Origin of the sequence: Streptococcus gingivalis (assembly GCF_035544715.1) — a bacterium.
GTDB lineage: Bacteria > Bacillota > Bacilli > Lactobacillales > Streptococcaceae > Streptococcus > Streptococcus gingivalis.
Genome location: NZ_JAYKTO010000001.1, coordinates 748,335 through 774,015, shown reverse-complemented (window position 1 = coordinate 774,015; position 25,681 = coordinate 748,335). Strand labels below are relative to the sequence as shown.

Genomic DNA, 25,681 nt, shown 5'->3' with positions numbered 1-25,681 from the left:
AAATCCTCCCGAAATGTTCATTTTTATGCTAAAATAGAACCATTGGAGGATTAATCGAAATGGTAAAACAACGTAATGAAATTGATGAAAAATACCAATGGGATTTGTCGACAATTTTTGCGACAGATCAAGCTTGGGAAGAAGAAGCAGCCAGCTTAGCTGCAGATATTAAAGCAGCAAACCACTATGCTGGCCATTTGTTGGATTCAGCGCAAACACTTTTGGATACAACCAATGCATATTTGGAATTGAGCCGTCGCTTAGAAAAGGTCTACGTCTATGCCCATATGAAAAATGACCAAGATACACGAGTGGCTAAATACCAAGAGTACCAATCAAAAGGGATGTCTCTTTATAGCTTGTTAGGCGAAACCTTTGCCTTCTATGAGCCTGAATTCATGGCCATTACGGATGAGCAGTACAAAGCCTTTGTGAGTGAGGTTCCAGACTTGGAGCAATATGGTCATTATTTTGATCGTTTGCTTGAGAAGAAAGAACATGTCTTGTCTCAAAAAGAAGAGGAATTACTTGCAGGAGCTGGTGAGATCTTTGCGGCTGGTGGAGAAACTTTTGAAATCTTGGACAATGCAGATATTGTTTTCCCAACTGTACATGATGACAAGGGCGAAGAAGTTCAATTAACCCATGGGAACTATATTTCTTTGGTAGAATCTAAAGATCGTGCCGTTCGTAAAGAAGCTTACGAAGGTCTCTACAAGGTCTATGAACAGTACCAACATACCTATGCTAAAACCTTGCAAACCAATGTGAAAGTTCATAACTTTAATGCCAAAGTTCGCAAATTCTCATCTGCTCGTGAAGCGGCCCTTTCTGAAAACTTTGTACCAGAAAGTGTTTATGATAGCTTGGTAGCAGCGGTGAACAAACATTTGCCACTCTTGCAACGCTATGTGCAATTGCGCTCAAAAATTCTTGGAATCTCAGACTTGAAGATGTACGATATGTATACGCCATTATCCGATACAGACTACAAGTTTACTTATGAAGAATCATTGGCCAAAGCAGAAGAAGTCTTGGCTGTTTTGGGTGAGGACTACCTTTCTCGTGTAAAACGTGCCTTTAGCGAACGGTGGATTGATGTGCATGTCAACCAAGGAAAACGCTCAGGTGCTTATTCAGGTGGTTCTTATGATACCAATGCCTTCATGTTGTTGAACTGGCAAGATACATTGGATAATCTCTTCACCTTGGTGCATGAAACTGGTCACAGTATGCATTCTAGCTATACCCGTGAAACCCAGCCTTATGTCTATGGGGACTATTCCATCTTCCTTGCCGAAATCGCCTCTACAACCAATGAAAATATCCTGACCGAACGTCTGTTAGAAGAAGTAGAAGACGATGCAACTCGCTTTGCTATTTTGAATCACTTCTTGGATGGCTTCCGTGGAACCGTCTTCCGTCAAACCCAGTTTGCCGAATTTGAGCATGCCATTCATAAAGCAGACCAAGAAGGTACCGTTTTGACTAGTGAGTTCTTGAACAACCTTTATGCAGAGCTCAATGAAAAATACTATGGTCTTTCAAAAGAAGACAACCCTGAGATCCAATATGAATGGGCTCGGATTCCTCACTTCTACTATAACTACTACGTCTTCCAATATTCAACAGGTTTTGCAGCAGCTTCTGCCTTAGCTGAAAAAATAGTTCACGGAACTCAGGAAGATCGTGACAAATATATCGACTACTTGAAGGCTGGAAATTCTGACTATCCACTCAATGTCATCCGCAAAGCAGGTGTTGATATGGAAAAAGAAGACTACTTGGACGCAGCCTTTGCGGTCTTTGAACGTCGTCTCAATGAATTTGAAGCCCTAGTAGAAAAATTAGGACTCGCATAAGATGGTAGAGTCTTATAGTAAAAATGCCAACCACAATATGCGCCGGCCAGTGGTTAAAGACGAGATCGTTGACTTTATGCGCACGCGTCAAAAACCGGTAGCAGGTGCCTTGGAGGAGTTAGAAGCATTCGCCCGCAAGGAAAATATTCCGATTATTCCGCATGAAACGGTAGCTTACTTTAGACTACTCCTACAAGCCCTACAACCAAAGAAAATCCTTGAAATTGGGACAGCAATTGGATTTTCAGCGCTCTTAATGGCTGAAAATGCTCCCGATGCACAAATTACCACTATTGATCGGAATGAAGAGATGATTGGCTTTGCTAAGGAAAATCTGGCTAAATACGATCAGAGAAAGCAAATCACCTTGCTTGAAGGAGATGCAGTAGATGTATTGCAGGATTTAACAGAGACCTATGACTTTGTCTTTATGGACTCTGCTAAGTCTAAGTACATCGTCTTTTTACCACGGATTCTCGAACTCTTAGAGGTTGGGGGAATTGTGGTACTGGATGATATTTTCCAAGGAGGAGATGTTGCCAAGGACATCATGGAAGTGCGTCGTGGGCAACGAACCATTTACCGGGGGCTTCAGAACCTCTTTCATGCGACTCTCAATCATCCAGATTTGACCGCCAGTTTGGTGCCACTTGGAGATGGTATTTTGATGATTCGGAAAAATGCAGAGACGGTAACCTTGCCAGATCCTAGCTCTTTTTAGGTAAATTTAAGGTATTCTCTCTAATTTGTGGTAAAATAGAAGAAGTTTAAAAAGGAACGGAGAATAATTTTCATGAAGAAAAAACTTGTAGCAGGTGCTGTGACCTTGCTATCAGTCGTAACACTAGCAGCGTGTGCCAATGGCACAAACAAAGATATCGTGACCATGAAAGGGGACACGATCACAGTTTCTGATTTCTATAATGAAATCAAAACCAACCAAGGTGCTCAACAAGTTCTTTTCCAAATGACCATCAATAAAGTCTTTGAAAAAGAATATGGATCAAAAGTTTCTGATAAAGAAGTCGATAAAGAATTGGCTAAACAAAAGAAACAATTAGGCAACCAATTCGATGCTTACTTGGCGCAACAAGGCTTGACGGAAGAAACAGCGAAGAAACAAATCCGTAGCAATATGTTGTTGGAGTATGCAGTCAACCAAGCGGCTAAGAAAGATATCAAAGAGTCTGACTACAAGGCAGCTTTTGAATCTTACACACCAGAAGTAACAGCACAAATTATCAAGTTAGATTCAGAAGATAAAGCAAAAGAAGTGTTGGAAGCTGCTAAAGCGGAAGGTGCAGACTTTGCCCAAATCGCCAAAGACAATTCAACAGATACTGCTACAAAAGATAAAGGTGGCGAAGTCAAGTTCGATTCAGGAACATCAGGTATCCCATCTCAAGTCAAAGAAGCTGCCTTTAAATTGGATGAAAACGGCATTTCAGATGTGATCACAGTTTCAGCAGGTCAAAACTATTCTGCTAGCTACTATATTGTCAAATTGAATAAGAAAACAGAAAAAGGTTCTGACTGGAAGAAATACGAAAAACGTTTGAAAGAGATCATTGTTGACGGTCGTAAGCAAGATACCAACTACATCCGTAGCATTATTGCAAAAGCGATGACCAATGCTAATATCAAGGTCAAAGATGATGCCTTCAAATCAACATTTAACCAATATTTGCAAAATATCGGTGTTCAAACGAGCGATAGCAAATCATCATCTAAAAAATAGTTGACGGTTCCTTTTGGAACTTGTATAATGAAATAGTTGAGAATAAATCATTGTTACTCGGAATCAGAGAAGTGGCGGGGGTGCGAGCCATGGAAGAGAAATGATTTTGCTACTCGGCTGAGACAATTGCATATAAAATGAAGAATGACAAGTTCATTGAATGAAGGTGGTACCGCGGTTTTTCGCCCTTCGTTTAGTGGCTTGTTTTTTGTTTATGGGCAGTTGTCTGGAGCTTTTTAAAGGAGATCAAAAGATGCGAACCTATCAAGTGAAACAAAAATTTCGATTGGGTGGCGAGCGGTTCGATATCAAAGATGAGTTGGGAAATGTTGAGTACCAGGTTGAGGGATCTTTTCTTAAGATTCCCAAGACTTTTACCATCTACGATAAGAATGGACAAGAAGTGAGCCACATCGTTAAAAAAACAATCAGCCTTCTTCCTAAGTTTGTGGTTGAGTTGAAGGATGGGGACCGCTTTTTTATCCATAAAAAACTGACGCTCTTCAGGGATAAATACGATATCGAAGATTTGGGACTTCGGGTACAAGGAAATATCTGGGACCTAGAATTCAAATTATTCGATGATCGGGATCAAATCGTCGCTGAGATTAGCAAGGAACTCTTTCATCTAACCTCTACCTACCAAGTATCGGTCTATGAGGATGAATACGCTGATTTAGTCATCTCACTTTGTGTCGCCATCGATTATGTCGAAATGTTAGAAGCTGGCGCAAATTAAGCTTAAAAAAATTAGGAGAAAAATATGAAACAATTATCTAGTGCACAAGTCCGTCAAATGTGGCTTGATTTCTGGGCAAGCAAAGGTCACTCTGTAGAACCATCTGTTAGCTTGGTTCCAGTAAACGACCCAACGCTTTTGTGGATTAACTCAGGGGTTGCCACTCTTAAGAAATACTTCGACGGAACCATCAAACCTGAAAATCCACGGATTACCAATGCTCAAAAAGCCATCCGTACCAACGATATCGAAAACGTAGGGAAGACTGCCCGTCACCATACCATGTTTGAAATGTTGGGGAACTTCTCTATTGGAGATTACTTCCGTGATGAAGCCATTACGTGGGCTTATGAGCTTTTGACAAGTCCGGAATGGTTTGATTTCCCTAAAGACAAACTTTACATGACCTATTACCCTGACGACAAGGATTCATACAACCGTTGGATCGCTGTTGGGGTAGATCCAAGTCACTTGATCCCAATCGAAGACAATTTCTGGGAGATCGGTGCGGGACCTTCTGGACCAGATACAGAAATCTTCTTTGACCGTGGAGAAGCCTTTGACCCTGAAAACATCGGTCTTCGTCTGCTTGCGGAAGATATCGAAAACGACCGTTACATCGAAATCTGGAACATTGTCTTGTCACAATTTAACGCTGACCCAGCAGTTCCTCGTAGCGAATACAAGGAATTACCACACAAGAACATTGATACGGGCGCAGGTTTGGAACGTTTGGTAGCCGTTATCCAAGGGGCGAAGACTAACTTTGAAACAGACCTCTTCATGCCGATCATCCGTGAAGTGGAAAAGATGTCTGGTAAAACCTATGATCCAGATGGCGATAACATGAGCTTCAAGGTGATTGCTGACCACATCCGTTCGCTTTCATTTGCGATTGGAGATGGGGCTCTTCCAGGTAATGAAGGACGCGGTTACGTTCTTCGTCGTCTCCTCCGTCGTGCTTCCATGCATGGTCAAAAATTGGGGATTGAAGGAACCTTCTTGTATAAATTGGTTCCAACCGTTGGGAAGATCATGGAAAGCTACTACCCAGAAGTACTTGAAAAACAAGACTTTATCGAAAAAATTATCAAGAGTGAAGAAGAATCATTTGCTCGTACCTTGAACTCTGGTCAACACTTTGCCCAAACCATCGTTGAAGACTTGAAAGCCAAAGGTCAAACAGTGATTGCTGGTCAAGATGTCTTCAAACTCTATGATACATACGGATTCCCAGTGGAATTGACAGAAGAAATCGCAGAAGAAGCAGGTATGACAGTCGACCGTGAAGGTTTTGAAGCAGCCATGAAGGAACAACAAGAACGTGCGCGTGCATCAGCTGTTAAAGGCGGATCCATGGGGATGCAAAATGAAACCCTTCAAAACATTACAGTTGAAAGTAGCTTCAACTACAATGCTAGCCAATTGCCTTCTAAGTTGGTGGCTATTGTAGCGGACAATGCAGAAGTAGAAGCTGTATCTGAAGGGACTGCATCACTGATCTTTGCAGAAACTCCATTCTATGCTGAAATGGGTGGACAAGTTGCGGACCATGGTCAAATCTTGGATGCTGCAGGAAACGTCGTAGCGACAGTGACAGATGTTCAAAAAGCACCAAATGGACAACCACTTCATACTGTTGAAGTTCTTGCTCCTCTTGCCTTGAACCAAGAATACACCTTGGCGATCGATACCAATCGTCGTCATCGTGTCATGAAGAACCACACTGCGACTCACTTGCTCCATGCGGCTCTTCACAATATCCTTGGTAACCATGCAACCCAAGCAGGATCTCTCAACGAAGTAGAATTCCTTCGCTTTGACTTTACCCACTTCCAAGCCGTAACTCCTGAAGAATTGCGAGCTATTGAACAACAAGTCAATGAAAAGATTTGGGAAGCGATCGCAGTCGAAACAATTGAAACAGATATCGATACTGCTAAAGAAATGGGAGCCATGGCCCTCTTTGGTGAGAAATACGGTAAGGAAGTCCGTGTTGTCACTATTGGTGATTACTCTGTTGAGCTCTGTGGTGGTACTCACGTAGGTAACACTTCTGAAATTGGTCTCTTCAAGATTGTCAAAGAAGAAGGGATCGGATCAGGAACTCGTCGTATCTTGGCAGTGACTGGTAAGGAAGCCTTTGAAGCTTATCGTGAACAAGAAGATGCTCTGAAAGCAGTCGCAGCAACTTTGAAAGCTCCTCAACTCAAAGAAGTCCCTCACAAGGTGGAAGGTCTTCAAGAACAACTCCGTCAATTGCAAAAAGAAAATGCAGAATTGAAGGAAAAAGCAGCAGCAGCGGCAGCAGGTGATGTCTTCAAGAATGTTCAAGAAGCAAACGGACACCGTTACATTGCCAGCCAAGTTTCTGTATCAGATGCAGGTGCCCTTCGTACCTTTGCGGATAACTGGAAACAAAAAGATTACTCTGATGTGCTTGTTCTTGTCGCAGCCATCGGTGACAAGGTCAATGTCCTTGTAGCCAGCAAGACAAAAGATGTGCATGCAGGTAATGTGATCAAAGAATTGGCTCCAATCGTCGATGGACGTGGTGGTGGTAAACCAGACATGGCCATGGCAGGAGGAAGCAACCAAGCCAAGATCCAAGAATTGTTGGATGCTGTAGCAGGTAAATTGTAATTATCGAAGAGGTTGGATGTTTGTTCAACCTCTTTTTTCAAAAAAGAAGCAGATCCAATTAGAAAAAGATTGCAACAAAAAAACCTTTCCGTCTGGAAAGGTTTCAGATTGAAGATAAAGTCTTCTGAAAAACTTTCCTTAGGTGAGTACGGACGTCAGCGAACTTCTACGAAGTTCCATGACTAATTCTTGAGACTAAGGTCTCAAGAATTCCGAGTGTCTGAGACTACTATGTCTCAGACACTTTTCTCACGGCGGAAAGTTTTTAATCTTTAAAAAATAAAAGTCATTTTTTGAAAATCATCTATCTGTTTTATGTAAAACAATAGGTTGTCTACATTTAAAAACCTTTCCAAACGGAAAGGTTTTTCTTCTTATAGTCCGTAATTGTAATCGTCATCCTGCATGGCTTCTACTTCACCGAGAAGGTAACCATTTCCGACTTGAGAGAAGAAGTCGTGGTTAGATGTACCGGTTGAGATTCCGTTCATAACGATTGGGTTGACGTCATCCGCTGAGTCTGGGAAGAGTGGATCTTGTCCCAAGTTCATGAGGGCTTTATTAGCATTGTAGCGAAGGAAGGTCTTGACTTCCTCTGTCCAGCCCACACCGTCATAGAGGCTCTCTGTATAGCCTTCTTCATTTTCATAGAGGGTATAGAGCAGGTCATACATCCATTCTTTGAGTTTTTCTTGTTCTTCTTCTGGTAATTCGTTAAATCCAAGTTGGAACTTGTAGCCGATATAGGTTCCGTGAACTGATTCGTCCCGAATGATCAACTTGATGATCTCAGCTACGTTGGCCAATTTGTTGTTTCCAAGATAGTAGAGAGGTGTGAAGAAACCAGAGTAGAAGAGGAAGGTCTCAAGGAAAACGCTGGCGACTTTCTTTTCAAGGGGAGTCCCATTGAGATAGATTTCGTTGATGATTTCTGCCTTCCTTTGAAGGAAAGGATTGGTGTTGGTCCATTTGAAAATCTCTTCGATTTCTGACTTGGTATTCAAAGTAGAAAAGATAGAAGAGTATGACTTAGCATGGACAGATTCCATAAATTGGATGTTGTTAAAGACAGCTTCTTCATGGGGAGTACGAATATCCGCACGAAGGGCTTGAACACCTGTTTCAGATTGCATGGTATCTAGAAGAGTTAATCCCCCAAAGACTTTACCAACTAGGTCTTTTTCTTTATTAGATAACTTTCTCCAGTCATCCAAGTCGTTTGACAAAGGGATACGTGTATCCAACCAGAATTGCTCTGTCAGTTTTTCCCAGGTCGATTTATCGATGACATCTTCGATCGCATTCCAGTTAATGGCTTTGTAGTATGTTTCCATTTGCATCACTTTCTTTTTCTATTCATTCAATCGTTACTATTCTACCATAAATTGATAGAATACCGCACAAAAAGTCGGCGAACCGACTTTTGATAGCTATCTAGGATAGCGGATTAGATGACACAGCTTTCACATTGGTTGGCGCCAACTTCTCCACCATCATCTGTAAAGGTACGGACGTAGTAGATAGACTTGATACCCTTGTTAAAGGCGTAGTTCCGAAGGATAGACAAGTCACGAGTGGTTTGTTTGTTTTCAGTTTTCCATTCGTAAAGACCCTTTGGAATATCGCTGCGCATAAAGAGAGTCAGTGAAAGACCTTGGTCTACATGCTCAGTTGCAGCAGCATAGACATCGATGACTTTTCGCATATCCATGTCGTAGGCAGAAGTGTAGTAAGGAATCGTTTCCGTTGACAATCCTGCTGCAGGGTAGTAGATCTTACCGATTTTCTTCTCTTGGCGTTCTTCAATCCGTTGTGTAATTGGGTGGATAGAAGCAGATACGTCATTGATGTAGCTGATAGATCCATTTGGTGCGACAGCTAGGCGGTTTTGGTGGTAAAGACCATCTGCTTGAACTTTAGCACGCAGTTCTGCCCAATCCTCAGCACTTGGGATAAAGATATCTTTAAAGAGTTCTTTGACGCGATCAGATTTTGGTACAAATTCTCCAGTCGTGTACTTATCAAAGTAAGTACCATTGGCATAATCAGATTTTTCGAAGTTGTGGAAGGTAACACCACGTTCGCGCGCAATGTTGTTTGATTCTACGAGAGTCCAGTAGTTCATGAGCATGAAGTAGATGCTCGTAAACTCAATAGACTCCGGTGATCCGTATTCGATCAATTGTTGGGCAAGGTAGCTATGAAGTCCCATGGCTCCAAGACCAAAGGTATGCGCCAGTTTATTTCCGTGGTCAATAGTTGGAACGGCTACGATATGAGAGCTATCTGTAACGAAGGTCAAAGCACGAACCATGGCACGAATCGAACGACCAAAATCAGGTGAAGTCATCATGTTAACTACGTTGGTTGAACCAAGGTTACAGGAGACGTCTGTTCCCATTTGAACAAATTCTTGGGCATCGTTGATCAAGCTTGGTTCTTGAACTTGAAGGATCTCTGAACACAAGTTACTCATGATGATTTTTCCATCAACAGGGTTTGCCCGGTTAGCAGTATCAATGTTGACTACATATGGATAGCCAGATTCTTGTTGCAATTTAGAAATTTCAGTTTCCAAATCACGTGCCTTAATTTTAGTCTTGCGGATATTTGGATTAGCAACCAACTCATCGTATTTTTCAGTGATGTCGATGTAGTTAAATGGTACTCCGTATTCACGTTCCACAGAGTATGGGCTGAAGAGGTACATTTCTTCATTCTTACGCGCCAACTCGTAGAACTTGTCTGGCACGACGACACCAAGTGAGAGAGTCTTCACCCGAACTTTTTCATCAGCATTTTCTTTCTTAGTTGAAAGGAAGGCGATGATGTCTGGGTGGAAGACGTTGAGGTAAACCACCCCAGCCCCTTGGCGTTGTCCCAATTGGTTAGAGTAAGAGAAGCTATCTTCGAAGAGTTTCATAACTGGAACCACTCCAGAAGCGGCTCCTTCATACCCTTTGATTGGTGCTCCAGCTTCACGAAGGTTGCTGAGAGAAATCCCAACCCCACCACCGATACGAGACAGTTGAAGGGCAGAGTTGATGGAACGTCCGATCGCATTCATATCATCGGTTACTTGGATCAAGAAACATGATACCAATTCCCCACGGCGGGCACGTCCAGCGTTTAAGAAAGAAGGAGTAGCTGGTTGGTAGCGTTGGTGGATAATTTCGTTTGCGATGTCTCGCGCGATAGCTTCATTTCCATCAGCAAAATAGAGAGCATTGAAAAAGACACGGTCTTCCATGCTTTCAAGATAGTATTCTCCATCATTTGTTTTCAAAGCGTATTGGTTATAGAATTTGTAGGCCGCCATGAAGGACTTGAATTGGAAGTTTTGATCTTTGATAAATTGGGCCAATTCCTCTAAAAATTCAGGACGGTATTTCTCGATAAAAGCTCTCTCAATGTAATTGTGCTCGAGAAGGTACTGAATCTTGTCTGTAATCGAGTCAAAGGTTTTAGTATTTGGTACAACATTTTCTTTAAAGAACGCATCCAAAGCTTCTTTATCTTTATGAAGCATGATTTGGCCGTTTACTGGACGGTTGATTTCATTGTTAAGACGAAAATACGTCACATCTTCAAGAGATTTTAATCCCATAATAATCCTTTTCTAGTTCAAAAAAATGAAGAGGAGAAGTCCTCTCTTTCCAAGTAAAAAGTCTAGTGTTAGGTTGCTAACGCTAGACCCTATTTAAGCAAAATACTGTGTTTATTAAGAAAGTTTCTTCAACTTAGCTGGTTGAAAACCAGAAAATACTTCATCCGGTGTTTGAATAACTGGAGCAGCATTGAAGCCAAGGTTCTTAACATGCTCTACAAATTCTGGCTGTTCATCTAAGTTAATTTCGCGGTATTCCACATGATTGCTATCGAGGAATCGCTTGGTCATTTTGCATTGAACACAATTATTTTTTGAATAAATGGTTACCATTTCTTTTTCGTTCTCCTATCGAAATATAAATCTGTAAACAGTATAAACAAAATCCAGCAACTTGTCAACAAAATAAAACTAAATATTGTGCAAAGATATGAAATGGGGTTTTTAAAACACAATATATTGTGGTGAACGGAAATTGAGAAATTCCAAGAAATGGGATAGGAATAGGCTTTAAAGCATCTTTAATTAGTTATAATTTTTTTGTGAATCAATATCCTGTGGTACACTTGCTTCTTTTTATTTGAAAGCGGAGGAAAATGTTACTTATAATATAGTAGAAAATTGAAAAGATTTGTTCTCCATTCTTCAGGTACTTCTTAGAATGTATCTAAATTGGGATTTTTCGCAGTCTTTTTCTGTAAGTCAGTGATAAAAATCTTGAAAAAAATTTCAAAAGATGATATAATACCAAATTGTAAGGGTTATCAAAAGGTAACTCAAAAACTATTTTTTAAAAGGAGAGTCCAATTATGGCTTCTAAAGATTTCCACATCGTGGCAGAAACAGGTATCCACGCACGTCCAGCAACTTTGTTGGTTCAAACTGCTAGCAAATTTGCATCAGACATCACTCTTGAATACAAAGGTAAATCAGTTAACTTGAAATCAATCATGGGTGTTATGAGCCTTGGTGTTGGTCAAGGTGCTGACGTTGTAATTTCTGCTGAAGGTGCTGACGCTGATGATGCAATCGCAGCTATTTCAGAAACAATGACTAAAGAAGGATTGGCTTAAAAATATGACAAAAATGCTAAAAGGAATTGCAGCATCTGACGGTGTTGCCGTTGCTAAGGCATATTTGCTCATTCAACCAGACTTATCATTTGAGACTGTTTCAGTCGAAGATACAAGTGCAGAAGAAGCTCGTTTGGATGCAGCTCTTGAAGCTTCACAAAACGAGCTTTCTCTTATTCGGGAGAATGCAGTAGCAAGCCTTGGTGAAGAAGCAGCGCAAGTTTTTGATGCGCATATGATGGTTCTCGCTGACCCTGAAATGATTGGTCAGATCAAAGAAACGATTCGTACGAAAAAAATCAATGCAGAGGCTGGCTTGAAAGAAGTCACTGACATGTTCATTGCAATCTTTGAAGGAATGGAAGACAATCCTTACATGCAAGAACGTGCAGCAGACATTCGCGACGTTACCAAACGTGTCCTTGCCAACTTGCTTGGTAAGAAATTGCCAAACCCTGCTTCTATCAATGAAGAAGCAATCGTGGTTGCGCATGACTTGACTCCATCTGATACAGCACAGTTGAACAAAAAGTATGTAAAAGCTTTTGTCACGAATATCGGTGGACGTACAAGTCACTCAGCTATCATGGCTCGTACACTTGAAATCGCAGCTGTTCTTGGTACAAATAACATCACAGAACTTGTCAAAGATGGCGATGTTTTGGCTGTTTCAGGGATCACTGGTGAAGTGGTGATCAACCCTACTGAAGAACAAATCGCAGCCTTCAAAGCAGCTGGTGAAGCTTATGCCAAACAAAAAGCTGAATGGGCTCTCCTTAAAGATGCGAAAACAGTGACTGCTGATGGAAAACACTTCGAATTGGCTGCCAACATCGGTACACCTAAAGACGTTGAAGGTGTAAACGATAATGGTGCAGAAGCTGTTGGTCTCTATCGTACTGAATTCTTGTACATGGATTCTCAAGACTTCCCAACTGAAGATGATCAATACGAAGCCTACAAAGCAGTTCTTGAAGGTATGAATGGTAAACCTGTGGTTGTTCGTACAATGGATATCGGTGGGGATAAAGAACTCCCTTACTTTGATCTTCCTAAAGAAATGAACCCATTCTTAGGTTTCCGTGCTTTGCGTATCTCTATCTCTGAGACAGGTAACCAAATGTTCCGTACACAATTGCGTGCTTTGCTTCGTGCATCTGTTCACGGTAAATTGCGGATCATGTTCCCAATGGTTGCTTTGTTGACTGAGTTCCGTACAGCTAAAGGTATTCTGGAAGAAGAAAAAGCGAAATTGGTTGCTGAAGGTGTTGCCGTTGCTGACGACATCGAAGTAGGGATCATGATTGAAATCCCAGCCGCAGCGATGTTGGCTGACCAATTTGCCAAAGAAGTTGATTTCTTCTCAATTGGTACAAACGACTTGATCCAATACACAATGGCTGCTGACCGTATGAACGAACAAGTTTCATACCTTTACCAACCATATAACCCATCTATCCTTCGTTTGATCAACAACGTGATCAAAGCGGCGCACGCTGAAGGCAAATGGGCAGGTATGTGTGGTGAAATGGCCGGTGACCAAACTGCTGTTCCACTTCTTGTCGGAATGGGCTTGGATGAGTTCTCTATGTCAGCGACATCTGTCCTTCGTACACGTAGCTTGATGAAGAAACTCGACACAGCTAAAATGCAAGAATATGCTAACCGTGCTCTTACTGAATGTTCAACAATGGAAGAAGTTCTTGAACTTTCAAAAGAATACGTGAACGTAGACTAAGAATTTAACAAGACTAAGACAAATCCGTCTTAGTCTTTTTTTGATTTTTTTACATTGTTCATAAAAATGTTCATTTTATTCGTAATAAACTAGTTAGTAATAAAAATAGCGATTTGAATGTTCGGTTTTTTGTTTATTTTTCCTCGTATATATAGTATAATCGTAAGTAAGATTAGGAGGAAAGCGAAGGAATGAAGTAAAAGGTTCGGAAGAGAAAATGAAAGAACTTTTCCTGATAAATTTACATGATTTTCCTGGAATCAACTTGAAAATTAAGTGATTTTATAGTAAAATAAAAACAACTAGAAAACGCTTTCAAAAAAATAAAGAGGTGAGTATATGGATAGAAGCACAGACTTATGGACATTTGGAAGAGGGGATAATTTCCATCTTCAAGAGTACTTAGGAGCTCACAAGGAAACAAGGGGAGAACAAGAAGGCTTTACCTTCCGTGTTTGGGCTCCCAATGCTCAGGCGGTGGATCTGATTGGTGATTTCACTGATTGGGAAGCTCGTAAGATTCCAATGGTTCGTAATGAAGGAGGCGTCTGGGAAGTCTTCTGTTCCGATGCAAAAGAGGGAGATATATACAAGTATTTGGTGACTCGACAAAATGGTCATCAGGTGCAAAAAATCGATCCTCTAGCGTTATGGATGGAAAAGAGACCCAATACAGGATCTATTATTAAGACCATTCCAGAGAAAAACTGGAAAGATGGTCTCTGGAGAGCACGCCGTAAAAAACTTGGTTTTAAGGAACGACCTGTTAATATTTACGAGGTTCATGCAGGATCTTGGAAACGAAATGAGGATCACAGTTCCTACACCTTCAAACAACTAAAAGATGAACTCATTCCGTATCTGGTAGAGATGAACTACACCCACGTGGAATTTATGCCGGTGATGGCCCATCCATTGGGCTTGAGTTGGGGCTATCAGCTTATGGGATATTTTGCACTCGAGCAGACTTATGGTAGCCCAGAAGAGTTTCAAGACTTCGTGGAAGAATGCCACCTCAACAATATCGGAGTGATCGTGGATTGGGTACCAGGACATTTCATTATCAATGATGATGCCTTGGCTTATTATGATGGAACACCAACCTTTGAATACCAGGATGAACATCGTGCCCATAACTACGGATGGGGAGCCTTGAACTTCGATTTAGGGAAGAATCAAGTCCAGTCATTCTTGATTTCTAGTTTGAAGTTTTGGATTGATACCTATCATTTAGATGGGATTCGGGTCGATGCTGTGAGCAATATGCTCTATCTTGACTACGATAGTGGTCCATGGACACCAAATATTGATGGTGGAAACCTCAACTACGAAGGCGTTCATTTCCTTAGACGGTTGAATGCGATTATCAAGAACGAACACCCAGATGTCATGATGATTGCAGAAGAAAGTTCTGCTGGTCAAAAGATCACGGGTCCTGAAGAAGAAGGTGGACTTGGCTTTGACTATAAATGGAATATGGGGTGGATGAATGATATCCTTCGATTCTACGAAGAAGATCCCATCTACCGGAAATTTGACTTTAACCTGGTAACCTTTAGTTTCATGTATGCATTTTCTGAAAACTTCTTACTACCATTTTCACATGATGAAGTGGTGCATGGTAAGAAGAGTTTGATGCATAAGATGTGGGGAGATCGTTACAATCAATTTGCTGGACTCCGTAACCTCTTGACCTATCAGATTTGCCATCCAGGTAAGAAATTACTCTTTATGGGTTCAGAATTTGGTCAATTTTTGGAATGGAAGTCAGAAGAGCAACTGGAATGGGGCAATCTAGAGGATGAAATGAATGCTAAGATGCGTCGTTTCACTTCTCAGCTCAATCATTTCTACAAAGAACACAAGGAATTGTGGGAGATTGATGATAGCTTTGATGGCTTAGAGATTATTGATGCAGATAACCGGGATCAGAGCGTCTTGTCTATGATCCGGAAAAATCGTAAAGGCGATCTTTTGGTTTGCGTCTTCAATATGGCACCAGTAGAACGCAAGGACTTTACGATTGGTGTGCCTGTATCAGCGGTCTATGAAGAAATTTGGAATACAGAATTAGAAGAATGGGGAGGTGTCTGGAAAGAGCACAATCCGACAGTTCAGTCTCAAGATGGACTGTGGAAGGATTATGAACAAACTTTGACCTTTACTTTGCCGGCTTTAGGGGCTAGCATTTGGAAGGTGAAACGGAAGGTTCGCAAAACGAAATCTAAAACATCAGATAAAAAATGATGATCGGTTGACTCTAAGGGAGTCCAAGCTTTAAAAAGAGGAAGTAGTCAATGAAGAATGAAATGCTCGCTTTAATTCTTGCCGGTGGGCAAGGAACACGTCTTGGAAAATTAACCAAAAACATCGCGAAACCTGCGGTTCAATTTGGTGGGCGCTATCGGATTATCGATTTTGCGCTATCAAACTGTGCCAACTCAGGAATTCACAATGTTGGTGTGATTACACAGTACCAGCCACTTGCCCTTAACAGCCATATTGGGAATGGTTCCAGCTGGGGCTTGGATGGAATCAATACGGGTGTGTCTATTCTCCAACCTTATTCAGCTAGTGAAGGAAATCGTTGGTTTGAAGGAACTAGCCATGCCATCCTCCAAAACATCGACTATATCGACAGCATCAATCCGGAATATGTCTTGATATTATCTGGGGACCACATCTATAAGATGGATTACGATGATATGCTTCAAGCGCACAAGGATAATGATGCAAGCTTAACTGTTGCCGTCCTAGATGTACCTTTGAAGGAAGCAAGCCGTTTTGGAATCATGAATACAGATGCCAATAATCGGATTGTCGAATTTGAAGAAAAACCAGCTGAACCAAAATCCACCAAGGCTTCCATGGGGATTTACATCTTTGACTGGGCTCGTCTGCGCAATATGTTGGTTGCTGCTGAAAAGAGTGATATCGATATGTCAGACTTCGGTAAAAATGTCATTCCAACTTATCTAGAATCAGGCGAAAGTGTTTATGCTTATGAATTCAATGGTTATTGGAAAGACGTTGGTACGATTGAGTCTCTTTGGGAAGCCAATATGGAATATATCGATCCAAATAATGCCTTGGATAGTCGCGATCGTCACTGGAAAATCTATTCACGCAACCTCATTTCTCCACCGAACTTCTTTGGGGAACATGGCCACGTCGAAGATTCTCTTGTCGTCGACGGTTGTTCGGTAGACGGTACAGTCAAACACTCCATCTTATCAACAGAAGCTCAAGTTCGTGAAGGAGCAGTTGTCGAAGATGCTGTCGTGATGAGCAATGCCATTATCGGTAAAGGAGCTGTCGTGAAACGCGCGATTATCGGGGAAGGTGCAGTCATTGCAGAAGGTGTCGTGATTGATGGAACAGAGGAAGTACAAGTTGTCGGTTACAATGAAAAAGTGGGGGTAGCAACAGATGAAGATTGATAAATATTCAGCCATTTTAGGAAATACAGTTGGGTATCATGATATGTCCACTTTGACCAGCCATCGTCCGGTAGCATCCCTACCGTTTGGTGGGAAATACCGCTTGATTGATTTCCCGTTGTCTAGTCTTGCGAATGCTGGTATTCGTAGTGTTTTTGGGATTTTTCAACAAGAAAATATTAGTTCAGTCTTTGACCATATTCGTTCAGGTCGTGAGTGGGGCTTGTCTACTTTATTGAGCCACTATTACCTCGGAATCTATAATACTCCAGTTGAAAATACAACGGTAGGGCCAGAATACTACCGACAATTATTGACCTATTTGAAACGGTCTGGTTCTAACCAAACAGTTGCTTTAAACAGTGATGTTTTGATGAATATTGACCTCAATCAGATTTTCCACCTCCATAATACCATTGATCGTCCGATTACAGTGGTTTATAAAAAGTTGCATCTTCAAAATATCTCTGAAGTCAATGCTGTCTTGGAAATTGATGAAACAGACCATGTTACAGAGCAAAAACTTTTTGATGGCAAGGATCCTGACGAAGTCTACAACATGTCAACAGATGTCTTTATTGTGGACACTCCTTGGTTGATTGAAAAAATTGAAGAAGAAGCCAAGAAAGAATACCCACAAAAATTGCGCTATATCTTGCGTGATTTGGCAGTGGAATACAATGCTTTTGCCTTTGAATATACAGGCTACCTTGCCAATATTCATTCAGTGGAATCCTACTACCATGCAAACTTGGATATGTTGGAAAACCAAAAATTCATGAAGCTCTTTTCACCAAATCAAAAAGTGTATACGAAAGTGAAGAATGAAGAACCAACGTATTATTCCAAGACTTCACATATTAAATCGTCTCAATTTGCTTCGGGTAGTATTGTAGAAGGAACCGTTGAACGCTCCGTTGTTTCACGTCGAGTACACCTTCATCAAGGTTCAGAGGTCCGCAGTAGTCTTCTCTTCCCTGGTGTGGTGGTTCGTGAAAATGCAATCGTTGAACATGCTATCCTGGATAAGGGTGTCGAAGTGGCTGCTGGTGTGACGATTCGTGGGACAGAAGAAGCACCTGTCGTGGTTAAAAAAGGAACGATTGTTACAGAGGATATTGTCTAATGAAACTATTATTTGTTGCAGCTGAAGGTGCACCATTTTCTAAAACAGGGGGGTTGGGAGACGTTATTGGCGCTCTTCCTAAATCCTTAGCTAAAAGTGGTCATGACGTGCGCGTGATCCTCCCTTACTATGATATGGTAGAGGCCAAGTTTGGAGATCAAATCGAAGATGTCTTGCATTTTGAGACCAAGGTTGGCTGGAGAAGTCAATATGTTGGTGTGAAACGCATTGTGCGCGATGGAGTCACCTTTTACTTTATTGATAACCAACATTATTTCTTTAGAGGTCATGTCTATGGTGACTTCGATGATGGGGAACGCTTTGCCTTCTTCCAGCTCGCGGCCTTAGAAACGATGGAACGGGTTGACTTCATTCCAGATGTTCTTCATGCCCATGATTACCATACGGCGATGATTCCTTTCTTGCTGAAGGAAAAATACCGTTGGATTCAAGCTTATCATGGAATTAAAACAGTATTGACTATCCATAATTTGGAATTTCAAGGTCAGTTTGACCCAGGAATGTTGTGGGATCTATTCGGAGTTGGATTTGAACGCTATGCAGATGGAACGCTTCGTTGGAATGATTGTCTGAACTGGATGAAAGCCGGTATTCTATATGCTGACCGTGTAACAACCGTTTCTCCTAGCTATGCGCATGAGATTATGACTGCTGAATATGGTTGTGGCTTGGATCAGATCCTTCGGATGGAGTCTGGCAAGGTGACCGGAATTGTAAACGGGATTGATGCGGATCTGTATAATCCTGAAACGGATCCACTCTTGACCTATCACTTCAGTCTCTCAGATCTTTCAGGTAAAGCAGCTAGCAAACGTGCTCTTCAAGAACGTGTCGGTCTGCCTGTTCGCGATGATGTACCTTTGTTTGGAATCGTCTCTCGTTTGACACGTCAAAAAGGTTTTGATGTTGTAGTAGAAGAGTTGCATCAACTCTTGCAAAAGGATATTCAGATTGTCTTGCTCGGTACAGGAGATCCTGGATTTGAAAATGCCTTTGCTTGGTTTGGTCAAGCCTACCCAGATAAACTTTCAGCGAATATCACATTTGATGTCCAATTGGCTCAAGAAATCTATGCAGCGTCGGATGTCTTCTTGATGCCAAGTCGCTTTGAACCGTGTGGCCTTTCTCAAATGATGGCCATGCGTTATGGAACCCTTCCTTTGGTGCATGAAGTCGGCGGACTTCGTGATACCGTTCAACCGTTTAATGCTGTTGATGGAAGTGGAACAGGCTTTAGCTTCAATAATTTGTCTGGTTATTGGTTTAACTGGGCGGTTGATGAAGCCTTGGCTGTCTACTACAATGACAAACAGGCTTGGTATGGTCTCCAAGAGCAAGCTATGACGCGTGACTTCTCATGGGATACGGCTAGTCAACGATACAATGATTTGTACCAATCCTTATAAATAGATCTATAATACAAACGCCTTTCGAGGCGTTTTTTGTGTTGCTTTCTTCCTATAAAGAAAACGGTTTATTTTTTTGAGTTTTAGAGCTTGCTAAAATAGAAGAAAAAAGATAAGATAGGTAAAGGTAAAAAATCCCGGGAAGGTTCTTATTTCTAGAAAGGATCCCAACCTCTCTAAAAACAATCAGGTCCTTGCTTGAGGGTTAAATATTACTATATAGGAATTTTAGGATGAAAAAAGCGAAACAAACGTTTGAAAAAATGACCAAATATTCGATTCGAAAATTATCTGTCGGTGTTGGTCCGGTAGCCATTGGAGTCTTTTTATTAGGAGGAAGCTTGTTAGGAGCTCGTCCTGTCAAAGCAGATCAGGTGACTCTACCTGCTCATGTGCACTTAGGATATGTGACAGAAGAAGAGCTGACTGCTGAAGAAAAAGAACAGGTGATTCATGCAATCCCTGAAGAGTATCAAAATGAAGATACTTTCTATCTCGTCTATAAGAAGAAGGAAGCAATTCAGTCGGTTCTTCCTCAAACAGGAAGTCAGGAAGTCGCCCTATTTGGCCTAAGTCTAGCCACTGCTTCCTTTGCGGTCCTCTTACTCTCTAAAAAGCACCGGAAGAAGGTCATGGGCGTCCTTTTGATTGGAGCCATGGGACAAAGTCTTCTACTTCCAGTTGAAGTCGCAGCCCTACAAAATCAAGTCTTGCGCGCTTATAATCAGGATCTTGCGATCGCATCGAGCGAAGATCTTGCAGATGGTGTGATTCAAATTGATGGCTATGACTATGTGGGCTATCTGCGCTACCCGTCAGTCCAAAAGACGAGCTTACGAGAGCCAAAGGCTATGCAGGAAACGAAACCTTCTGTAGAAGGAACGATCAAAACAAGTACAGGTATTCCACAAGTGGAAGCACAAGCGCGTGTGACGCCAGAAGTCGCTCCAGCCTTTCCTCAAGTTGAAAAACCAAGCCTGGAAGTCTCTACTGAGCCTGTGCCATTTGAAACCGTCAAGCAAGCTGATCCTACATTAGCCAAAGGGCAAACCAAGGTGCTGACTGCTGGCCAAAATGGGGAGCGTACCATATTGACGGAAGTGAGTGTGGTAGATGGACAAGAAGTTCGCAGAGTAGTCGAAAGCAAGGTCACCAAAGAACCAGTTTCACAAATTCTTGCTGTTGGGACAAAAGAAGATGCCCAACCAACCCCTCAACCCAGCCCTTCTCCAGTTGTAACGGCTAAGGGGACACAAGAAGAAGGCCATGTCGGCGAAGCTCCTGTTCAACCAGAGAATCAAGCCTATACAGGTGTGGTGGAAGCCAAGGGGACACAAGAAGAAGGCCATGTCGGCGAAGCCCCAGTTCAACCGGAGAACCCAGTCTATACAGGCGTGGTAGAAGCCAAGGGAACACAGGAAGAAGGCCATGTCGGTGAAGCTCCTGTTCAACCAGAGACTCCAGCCTATACAGGTGTGGTGGAAGCTAAGGGAACGCAGGAAGAAGGCCATGTCGGCGAAGCCCCTGTTCAACCAGAGAACCCAGCCTATACAGGTGTGGTGGAAGCTAAAGGGACACAAGAAGAAGGCCATGTCGGCGAAGCCCCTATTCAACCGGAGAACCCAACCTATCAAGTAACGGAAGGGACGGTAACAGAGACAGAAACGGTAATCCTTCCATATGAAACAGAGTATGTAACGGATGCCAATCGTTACACAGATGAAGAAAGCCTTCTTCAGAAAGGCGAGGCTGGTAGCCAGGAGATTCGTCGTGTTTATAAGACGGTCAATGGTGAGAAGATTGGCGAACCCGTGAGCACGACAACTGAAACAGTAAAAGCTCCTGTGACAGAAAAAATTAGTCGTGGGACTAAGGCGATTGAAGGCCAAACAGAGGATGTTTCGTATGAGGAAATTCCATTTAAGACGGTAACCGAACAAGATGCCACCTTGCTAAAAGGATCCGAAAGGGTTTCTCAAGTCGGTAAAAATGGGAAGAAGAAAATCACCAAGGTTTACAAGACCATTAAGGGAGTTAAGACAACGGATGCTCCTACAATTTCTGAAGAAGTAGTAGAACAAGCCCAAGATCAGATCATTCAACAAGGGACCAAAGAACTTGATAAGCCTACCTTAACTTTGACCCAGGTCGATAAGGAAGAATTGAAGCGCAGTGCTAAAGCTACTTATCATTTGGATAAACCAGACGGTGTGACCATCAAGTCCATCCAGGCTGTATTGAAGAAGGGTGATCAAGTGGTGAAAACTTTTGCCCTTTCTGAGACAGATTTGGCAGCTGCCTTAGCGGACTTGGACTACTACAAGGATTATACGCTCGCAACGACCATGGTGTATGACCGTGGAAATGGGGATGAAGAAGAAGTTCTCAAGGAAAAACCACTGAGAATTGATCTTAAAAAAGTTGAAATCAAAAACATCAAGGAAACCAGTCTGATTAGCGTGGATGACCAAGGTCTTGAGACCGATAGCAGCCTCTTGTCTGAAACACCATCAGATGTGAAGCCTTACTACTTAAAGGTCACTACCTATGATAATAAGGTTACAAAACTAGCCGTTGATAAAATTGAAGAAGTAACGGTAGATGGCGTGACCCTCTACAAAGTAACAGCCAAAGCTCCTGATCTCATCCAACGGACTGCGGACAACCAGTTCAGTGAGGACTATGTCCACTATATTGCAAAACCCAAAGCTCATGAAGGGGATGTCTACTACAATTTCAACGAACTTGTAAAAGCTATGCAAGCCAATCCGACTGGTACCTTTAAACTGGGTAGCAATATGAATGCGGCTAATGTCCAGCCAGTAGGGAAATCCTATGTGACCAATGCCTTCAAGGGAATTTTGGAAAGTACGAATGGAAATAAATTTGCCATCCATAACATTACAAGACCATTATTTGGGAACATCGAAGGTGGCTCGGTTAAGAATCTCTTGCTTGAAAATGTCAATATTGACCTACCTGGGACAGATCGAGTAGCCCCAATAGCAGGTGTTATCAAAAACAATGCAACTGTTGAAAATGTTAAAGTAACAGGAAGTGTTGTTGGGAACAATGACGTAGCAGGGATCGTCAATAAAATTGATGGCAGTGGGAAAGTAAGTAATGTCGCCTTTATCGGGAAACTGCATGCTGCTGGGAACAAAGGTGGCTATCTAGCGGGTGTTGTTGGCGAGAACTGGAAAGGTGTTGTTGAAAAAGCTTACGTTGATGCTGAAATCACTGGGAACAAAGCCAAAGCTGCAGGTCTCGTTTATTCCTCTCAAAATGGTGGAAATAACCACACAGTCGGTAAAGAAGGGGTTCTCAGAAACTCCGTTGCTAAAGGTTCAATTGAACTCAAAGAAGCGGTTCAATCTGGTGGATTACTAGGGACCAACTGGGCCTTGGGGACTATTGAAGACAACATCACCATGATGAAAGTCAAAACTGGTGAGATGGTCTTCGGACATTCGGATATCGACGCTGATGATTACTTCACCTATTCAAGAACCAAGCGCAATTACAGTGTGGAAGGCGTGAGTGAAGGGAAGAAAACCTTTAACAACTCCCGTAAAATCCCAAGCATCTCGCTGGCAGAAGCTGAGCAGAAAATCGAAGCAATGGGAATCACTGCTGATAAATTCACCAGCAGCAAACCGATTGAAGATACGCTCAATCACCTTGTTAGCAAAGACGATCAATACAAGGCCATCACTGCTTACGATGCGACTCGTGAGTTAGCTTACCGCAATATTGCTAAATTGCAACCATTCTACAACAAAGAATGGATTGTCGACCAAGGGAATAAATTGGCTGCAACGAGTCCTCTCTTGACCAAGGAAGTCTTGTCTGTGACCGCTATGAAGGGCAATGATTTTGTCACTAAACTAGCGGATGCGGATCACATCCTGATCCATTACGCGGATAAGACCAAAGATATCTTTAGCATGACACCGAAAGATTCTAAGGTCAAACAAGTCAAAGAGTACAGTGTAGCAGAGTTCGGTGAAGTGGTCTACACACCGAATATGGTGGACAAAGACCGGAGCGATCTCATTGGTGCCATCGTAGGAAAACTAAGTCCAGTAGAATTGCAATCAGATCCAATCTACACTCACTTAGGTCGAACAGGACCTAACAAAGTCAATGCCATCAAGAACCTTTACCTCGAAGAAAGCTTCCAAGAAGTCAAGGACAATCTGACTCACTTTGTCAAACAACTGGTTGAAAACCAAGATCATCAATTAAATACAGATGAAGCTGCCAAACGTGCGCTCATTAAGAAGATTGATGATAATAAGGCTGCTGTTCTTTTGGGTCTTTCTTACCTCAACCGTTATTACGGGGTGAAATTCGATAATGTCAATCTCAAGCAACTCATGTTGTTCAAGCCAGACTTCTATGGGAAGAATGTTGATGTCTTAGACCGCTTGATTGAAATCGGCTCAAAAGAAGACTACATCAAAGGGACTCGTACCCACGATGCTTTCCGTGAAGTCGTGGCTAAATCGACTCTTTCTGGCAACCTCAATGACTTCTTGAAGTACAATATGGAGCTCTTTACAAAAGAGACAGACTTGAACGATTGGTTCATCAAAGCAACCAAAGACAATGTCTATATTGTGGAGCCTGAGACGACCAATCCAGCATTCGCGTCTGCTAAACACAGAGCCTATGAGGGCTTAAACAATGATGTTCACGGTAAAATGATCTTGCCACTCTTGAACTTAAAAGATGCTCATATGTTCTTGATTTCAACTTACAACACTATGGCCTATAGTTCCTTCGAGAAATATGGCAAGAACACGGAAGCGGAACGAACGGCCTTCAAAGAGGAAATTGACAAGGTAGCGAAAGGCCAACAGAATTACCTAGATTTCTGGTCACGTCTAGCAACGGATAAGGTTCGCAATCAGCTCCTGAAGAGCAACAATATGGTGCCGACCCCTGTTCTCGATAACCAAAACTATAAAGGCATTAGCACAGATCGTTATGGACATACAGATAGTGGCAAAGATGTGGCTCCAATCCGTGAATTGTACGGGCCTACCGATCGTTACCATGCGACAGATTGGCGCATGGGGGCTGTAGCTCGAATTTACGGAAATCCATATAAAGACGACTCTGTCTTCTTCATGGTGACCGATATGATTAGTGACTTTGGGGTTTCTGCCTTTACCCACGAAACGACGCATGTCAATGACCGTATGGTTTACTTAGGTGGTTGGAGACACCGCGAAGGAACAGATATTGAAGCCTTTGCCCAAGGAATGCTCCAAACACCATCTGTATCTAATCCAAATGGGGAATACAAAGCCTTAGGTCTCAACATGGCCTATGAACGTCCTAACGATGGCAACCAATGGTACAATACCAATCCAAACAATCTTCAATCACGTGATGAGATTGATCGCTACATGAAAGGTTATAACGATACGCTCATGCTTCTGGATTACCTAGAAGGGGAAGCTGTATTGGACAAACATAGTAAGGACTTAAACAATGCTTGGTTCAAGAAGGTTGATAAACAATACCGAGGAGCGAACACCAAGAATCAATTCGATAAGGTTCGGGCTTTGAGTGATGAGGAAAAAGCGATCACCTTACATTCAGTAGATGATCTCATCACCAACAACTTCATGACCAATCGTAGTCCTGGAAATGGAGTCTATAATCCATCTGACTTTGGCTCAGCCTATGTGACGGTACCGATGATGACAGGTATCTATGGTGGGAACACCAGTGAAGGGGCTCCTGGAGCCATGTCCTTCAAACACAATACCTTCAGACTCTGGGGTTACTATGGCTATGAAAAAGGATTCCTGGGTTATGCTTCAAACAAGTATAAACAAGAGTCCAAACAAGCTGGACGTGCCACTCTAGGAGATGACTTCGTCATTCAGAAGATTTCTGATGGGAAATTCAGTACCCTTGAAGACTGGAAGAAAGCTTACTTCAATGAAGTGGTGACCAGTGCCAAAAATGGAATTCAGGCTATTGACATCGATGGGAAGACCTACAATAGCTATGAAGGCTTGAAACGTGCATTTGCTGAAGCAGTGGATAAAGATAAGGTTACTCTAAGTAACGGTTCTGTCAAATTTGACAATACGGTTGCACTGAAAGAAAAAATCTTTAAGAAATTGCTGCAACAAACAGACAGTTTCAAAACGTCTATCTTTAAATAATCGAATTCTCTCATCTGCTGAGCAGGTGAGAGTTTTTTAGAAGAAAAAATGAATAGAGGTGGACAAAGCGTCTAAAAATTAAAAGAAATCAATCGTAGAT

15 protein-coding genes are annotated in these 25,681 nt (G+C 42.1%); 12 read left to right on the top strand and 3 right to left on the bottom strand.

Annotation, left to right across the window (positions count from 1 at the left end; all coding sequences use genetic code 11):
* Positions 1-59: 59 nt before the first annotated feature.
* The 5 genes from pepF (at position 60) to alaS (ending at position 6,982) form a co-directional block, all read left to right on the top strand.
* On the top strand, positions 60-1,862 hold the full coding sequence (gene pepF, locus SM122_RS03785) for an oligoendopeptidase F (protein WP_049486343.1): 1,803 nt from the start codon (positions 60-62) through the stop codon (positions 1,860-1,862).
* Position 1,863: 1 nt separating this feature from the next.
* Positions 1,864-2,583: an O-methyltransferase gene (locus SM122_RS03780; protein WP_031573456.1), complete on the top strand. Its 720-nt coding sequence runs from the start codon at positions 1,864-1,866 to the stop codon at positions 2,581-2,583.
* 72 nt (positions 2,584-2,655) lie between these two features.
* Entirely contained in the window at positions 2,656-3,600 is a 945-nt protein-coding gene (prsA, locus tag SM122_RS03775; RefSeq protein WP_155168936.1) for a peptidylprolyl isomerase PrsA, read from the top strand.
* Between the two features lie 253 nt (positions 3,601-3,853).
* Positions 3,854-4,339, top strand: a complete 486-nt coding sequence (locus tag SM122_RS03770; RefSeq protein ID WP_070589439.1) for an LURP-one-related/scramblase family protein — start codon at positions 3,854-3,856, stop codon at positions 4,337-4,339.
* Positions 4,340-4,363: 24 nt separating this feature from the next.
* Entirely contained in the window at positions 4,364-6,982 is a 2,619-nt protein-coding gene (gene alaS / locus SM122_RS03765; protein WP_004219906.1) for an alanine--tRNA ligase, read from the top strand.
* 374 nt (positions 6,983-7,356) lie between these two features.
* On the opposite strand, the gene nrdF is transcribed toward alaS, so the two are convergent.
* From nrdF to nrdH, 3 genes are all read right to left on the bottom strand, one after another.
* On the bottom strand, positions 7,357-8,316 hold the full coding sequence (nrdF, locus tag SM122_RS03760) for a class 1b ribonucleoside-diphosphate reductase subunit beta (RefSeq protein WP_155168938.1): 960 nt from the start codon (positions 8,314-8,316) through the stop codon (positions 7,357-7,359).
* Between the two features lie 113 nt (positions 8,317-8,429).
* Entirely contained in the window at positions 8,430-10,589 is a 2,160-nt protein-coding gene (gene nrdE / locus SM122_RS03755; RefSeq protein WP_031573442.1) for a class 1b ribonucleoside-diphosphate reductase subunit alpha, read from the bottom strand.
* Between the two features lie 114 nt (positions 10,590-10,703).
* On the bottom strand, positions 10,704-10,922 hold the full coding sequence (nrdH, locus tag SM122_RS03750; RefSeq protein WP_003006408.1) for a glutaredoxin-like protein NrdH: 219 nt from the start codon (positions 10,920-10,922) through the stop codon (positions 10,704-10,706).
* A gap of 476 nt (positions 10,923-11,398) precedes the next feature.
* Between nrdH and SM122_RS03745 the strand changes: the two genes are divergently transcribed.
* From SM122_RS03745 to SM122_RS03715, 7 genes are all read left to right on the top strand, one after another.
* Positions 11,399-11,662, top strand: a complete 264-nt coding sequence (locus SM122_RS03745; protein ID WP_003006411.1) for a phosphocarrier protein HPr — start codon at positions 11,399-11,401, stop codon at positions 11,660-11,662.
* A 4-nt stretch (positions 11,663-11,666) separates the two neighbouring features.
* The gene (gene ptsP, locus SM122_RS03740; RefSeq protein ID WP_155168940.1) at positions 11,667-13,400 is read left to right on the top strand and encodes a phosphoenolpyruvate--protein phosphotransferase; all 1,734 of its coding nucleotides are present in this window, start codon (positions 11,667-11,669) and stop codon (positions 13,398-13,400) included.
* A gap of 339 nt (positions 13,401-13,739) precedes the next feature.
* Positions 13,740-15,647, top strand: coding sequence for a 1,4-alpha-glucan branching protein GlgB (gene glgB / locus SM122_RS03735; RefSeq protein WP_031573435.1), 1,908 nt, complete (start codon positions 13,740-13,742; stop codon positions 15,645-15,647).
* A gap of 50 nt (positions 15,648-15,697) precedes the next feature.
* Positions 15,698-16,840, top strand: a complete 1,143-nt coding sequence (locus SM122_RS03730) for a glucose-1-phosphate adenylyltransferase (RefSeq protein ID WP_324737805.1) — start codon at positions 15,698-15,700, stop codon at positions 16,838-16,840.
* Positions 16,830-17,966, top strand: a complete 1,137-nt coding sequence (glgD, locus tag SM122_RS03725; protein WP_324737804.1) for a glucose-1-phosphate adenylyltransferase subunit GlgD — start codon at positions 16,830-16,832, stop codon at positions 17,964-17,966. The genes SM122_RS03730 and glgD overlap by 11 nt, the downstream gene beginning before the upstream one ends.
* Positions 17,966-19,393: a glycogen synthase GlgA gene (gene glgA / locus SM122_RS03720; protein ID WP_003012102.1), complete on the top strand. Its 1,428-nt coding sequence runs from the start codon at positions 17,966-17,968 to the stop codon at positions 19,391-19,393. The genes glgD and glgA overlap by 1 nt, the downstream gene beginning before the upstream one ends.
* Before the next feature lie 233 nt (positions 19,394-19,626).
* Positions 19,627-25,581 carry a ZmpA/ZmpB/ZmpC family metallo-endopeptidase gene (locus SM122_RS03715; protein WP_324737803.1) on the top strand — a complete coding sequence of 1,985 codons (5,955 nt, stop codon included), beginning with the start codon at positions 19,627-19,629 and terminating at the stop codon, positions 25,579-25,581.
* The last annotated feature ends 100 nt before the right edge of the window (positions 25,582-25,681 follow it).

Bases quoted from the DNA above. Each gene is read 5' to 3' on its own strand.
- pepF (WP_049486343.1), top strand. From the start codon at position 60: ATGGTAAAACAACGTAATGAAATTGATGAAAAATACCAATGGGATTTG.
- SM122_RS03780 (WP_031573456.1), top strand. From the start codon at position 1,864: ATGGTAGAGTCTTATAGTAAAAATGCCAACCACAATATGCGCCGGCCA.
- prsA (WP_155168936.1), top strand. From the start codon at position 2,656: ATGAAGAAAAAACTTGTAGCAGGTGCTGTGACCTTGCTATCAGTCGTA.
- SM122_RS03770 (WP_070589439.1), top strand. From the start codon at position 3,854: ATGCGAACCTATCAAGTGAAACAAAAATTTCGATTGGGTGGCGAGCGG.
- alaS (WP_004219906.1), top strand. From the start codon at position 4,364: ATGAAACAATTATCTAGTGCACAAGTCCGTCAAATGTGGCTTGATTTC.
- nrdF (WP_155168938.1), bottom strand. From the start codon at position 8,316: ATGGAAACATACTACAAAGCCATTAACTGGAATGCGATCGAAGATGTC.
- nrdE (WP_031573442.1), bottom strand. From the start codon at position 10,589: ATGGGATTAAAATCTCTTGAAGATGTGACGTATTTTCGTCTTAACAAT.
- nrdH (WP_003006408.1), bottom strand. From the start codon at position 10,922: ATGGTAACCATTTATTCAAAAAATAATTGTGTTCAATGCAAAATGACC.
- SM122_RS03745 (WP_003006411.1), top strand. From the start codon at position 11,399: ATGGCTTCTAAAGATTTCCACATCGTGGCAGAAACAGGTATCCACGCA.
- ptsP (WP_155168940.1), top strand. From the start codon at position 11,667: ATGACAAAAATGCTAAAAGGAATTGCAGCATCTGACGGTGTTGCCGTT.
- glgB (WP_031573435.1), top strand. From the start codon at position 13,740: ATGGATAGAAGCACAGACTTATGGACATTTGGAAGAGGGGATAATTTC.
- SM122_RS03730 (WP_324737805.1), top strand. From the start codon at position 15,698: ATGAAGAATGAAATGCTCGCTTTAATTCTTGCCGGTGGGCAAGGAACA.
- glgD (WP_324737804.1), top strand. From the start codon at position 16,830: ATGAAGATTGATAAATATTCAGCCATTTTAGGAAATACAGTTGGGTAT.
- glgA (WP_003012102.1), top strand. From the start codon at position 17,966: ATGAAACTATTATTTGTTGCAGCTGAAGGTGCACCATTTTCTAAAACA.
- SM122_RS03715 (WP_324737803.1), top strand. From the start codon at position 19,627: ATGAAAAAAGCGAAACAAACGTTTGAAAAAATGACCAAATATTCGATT.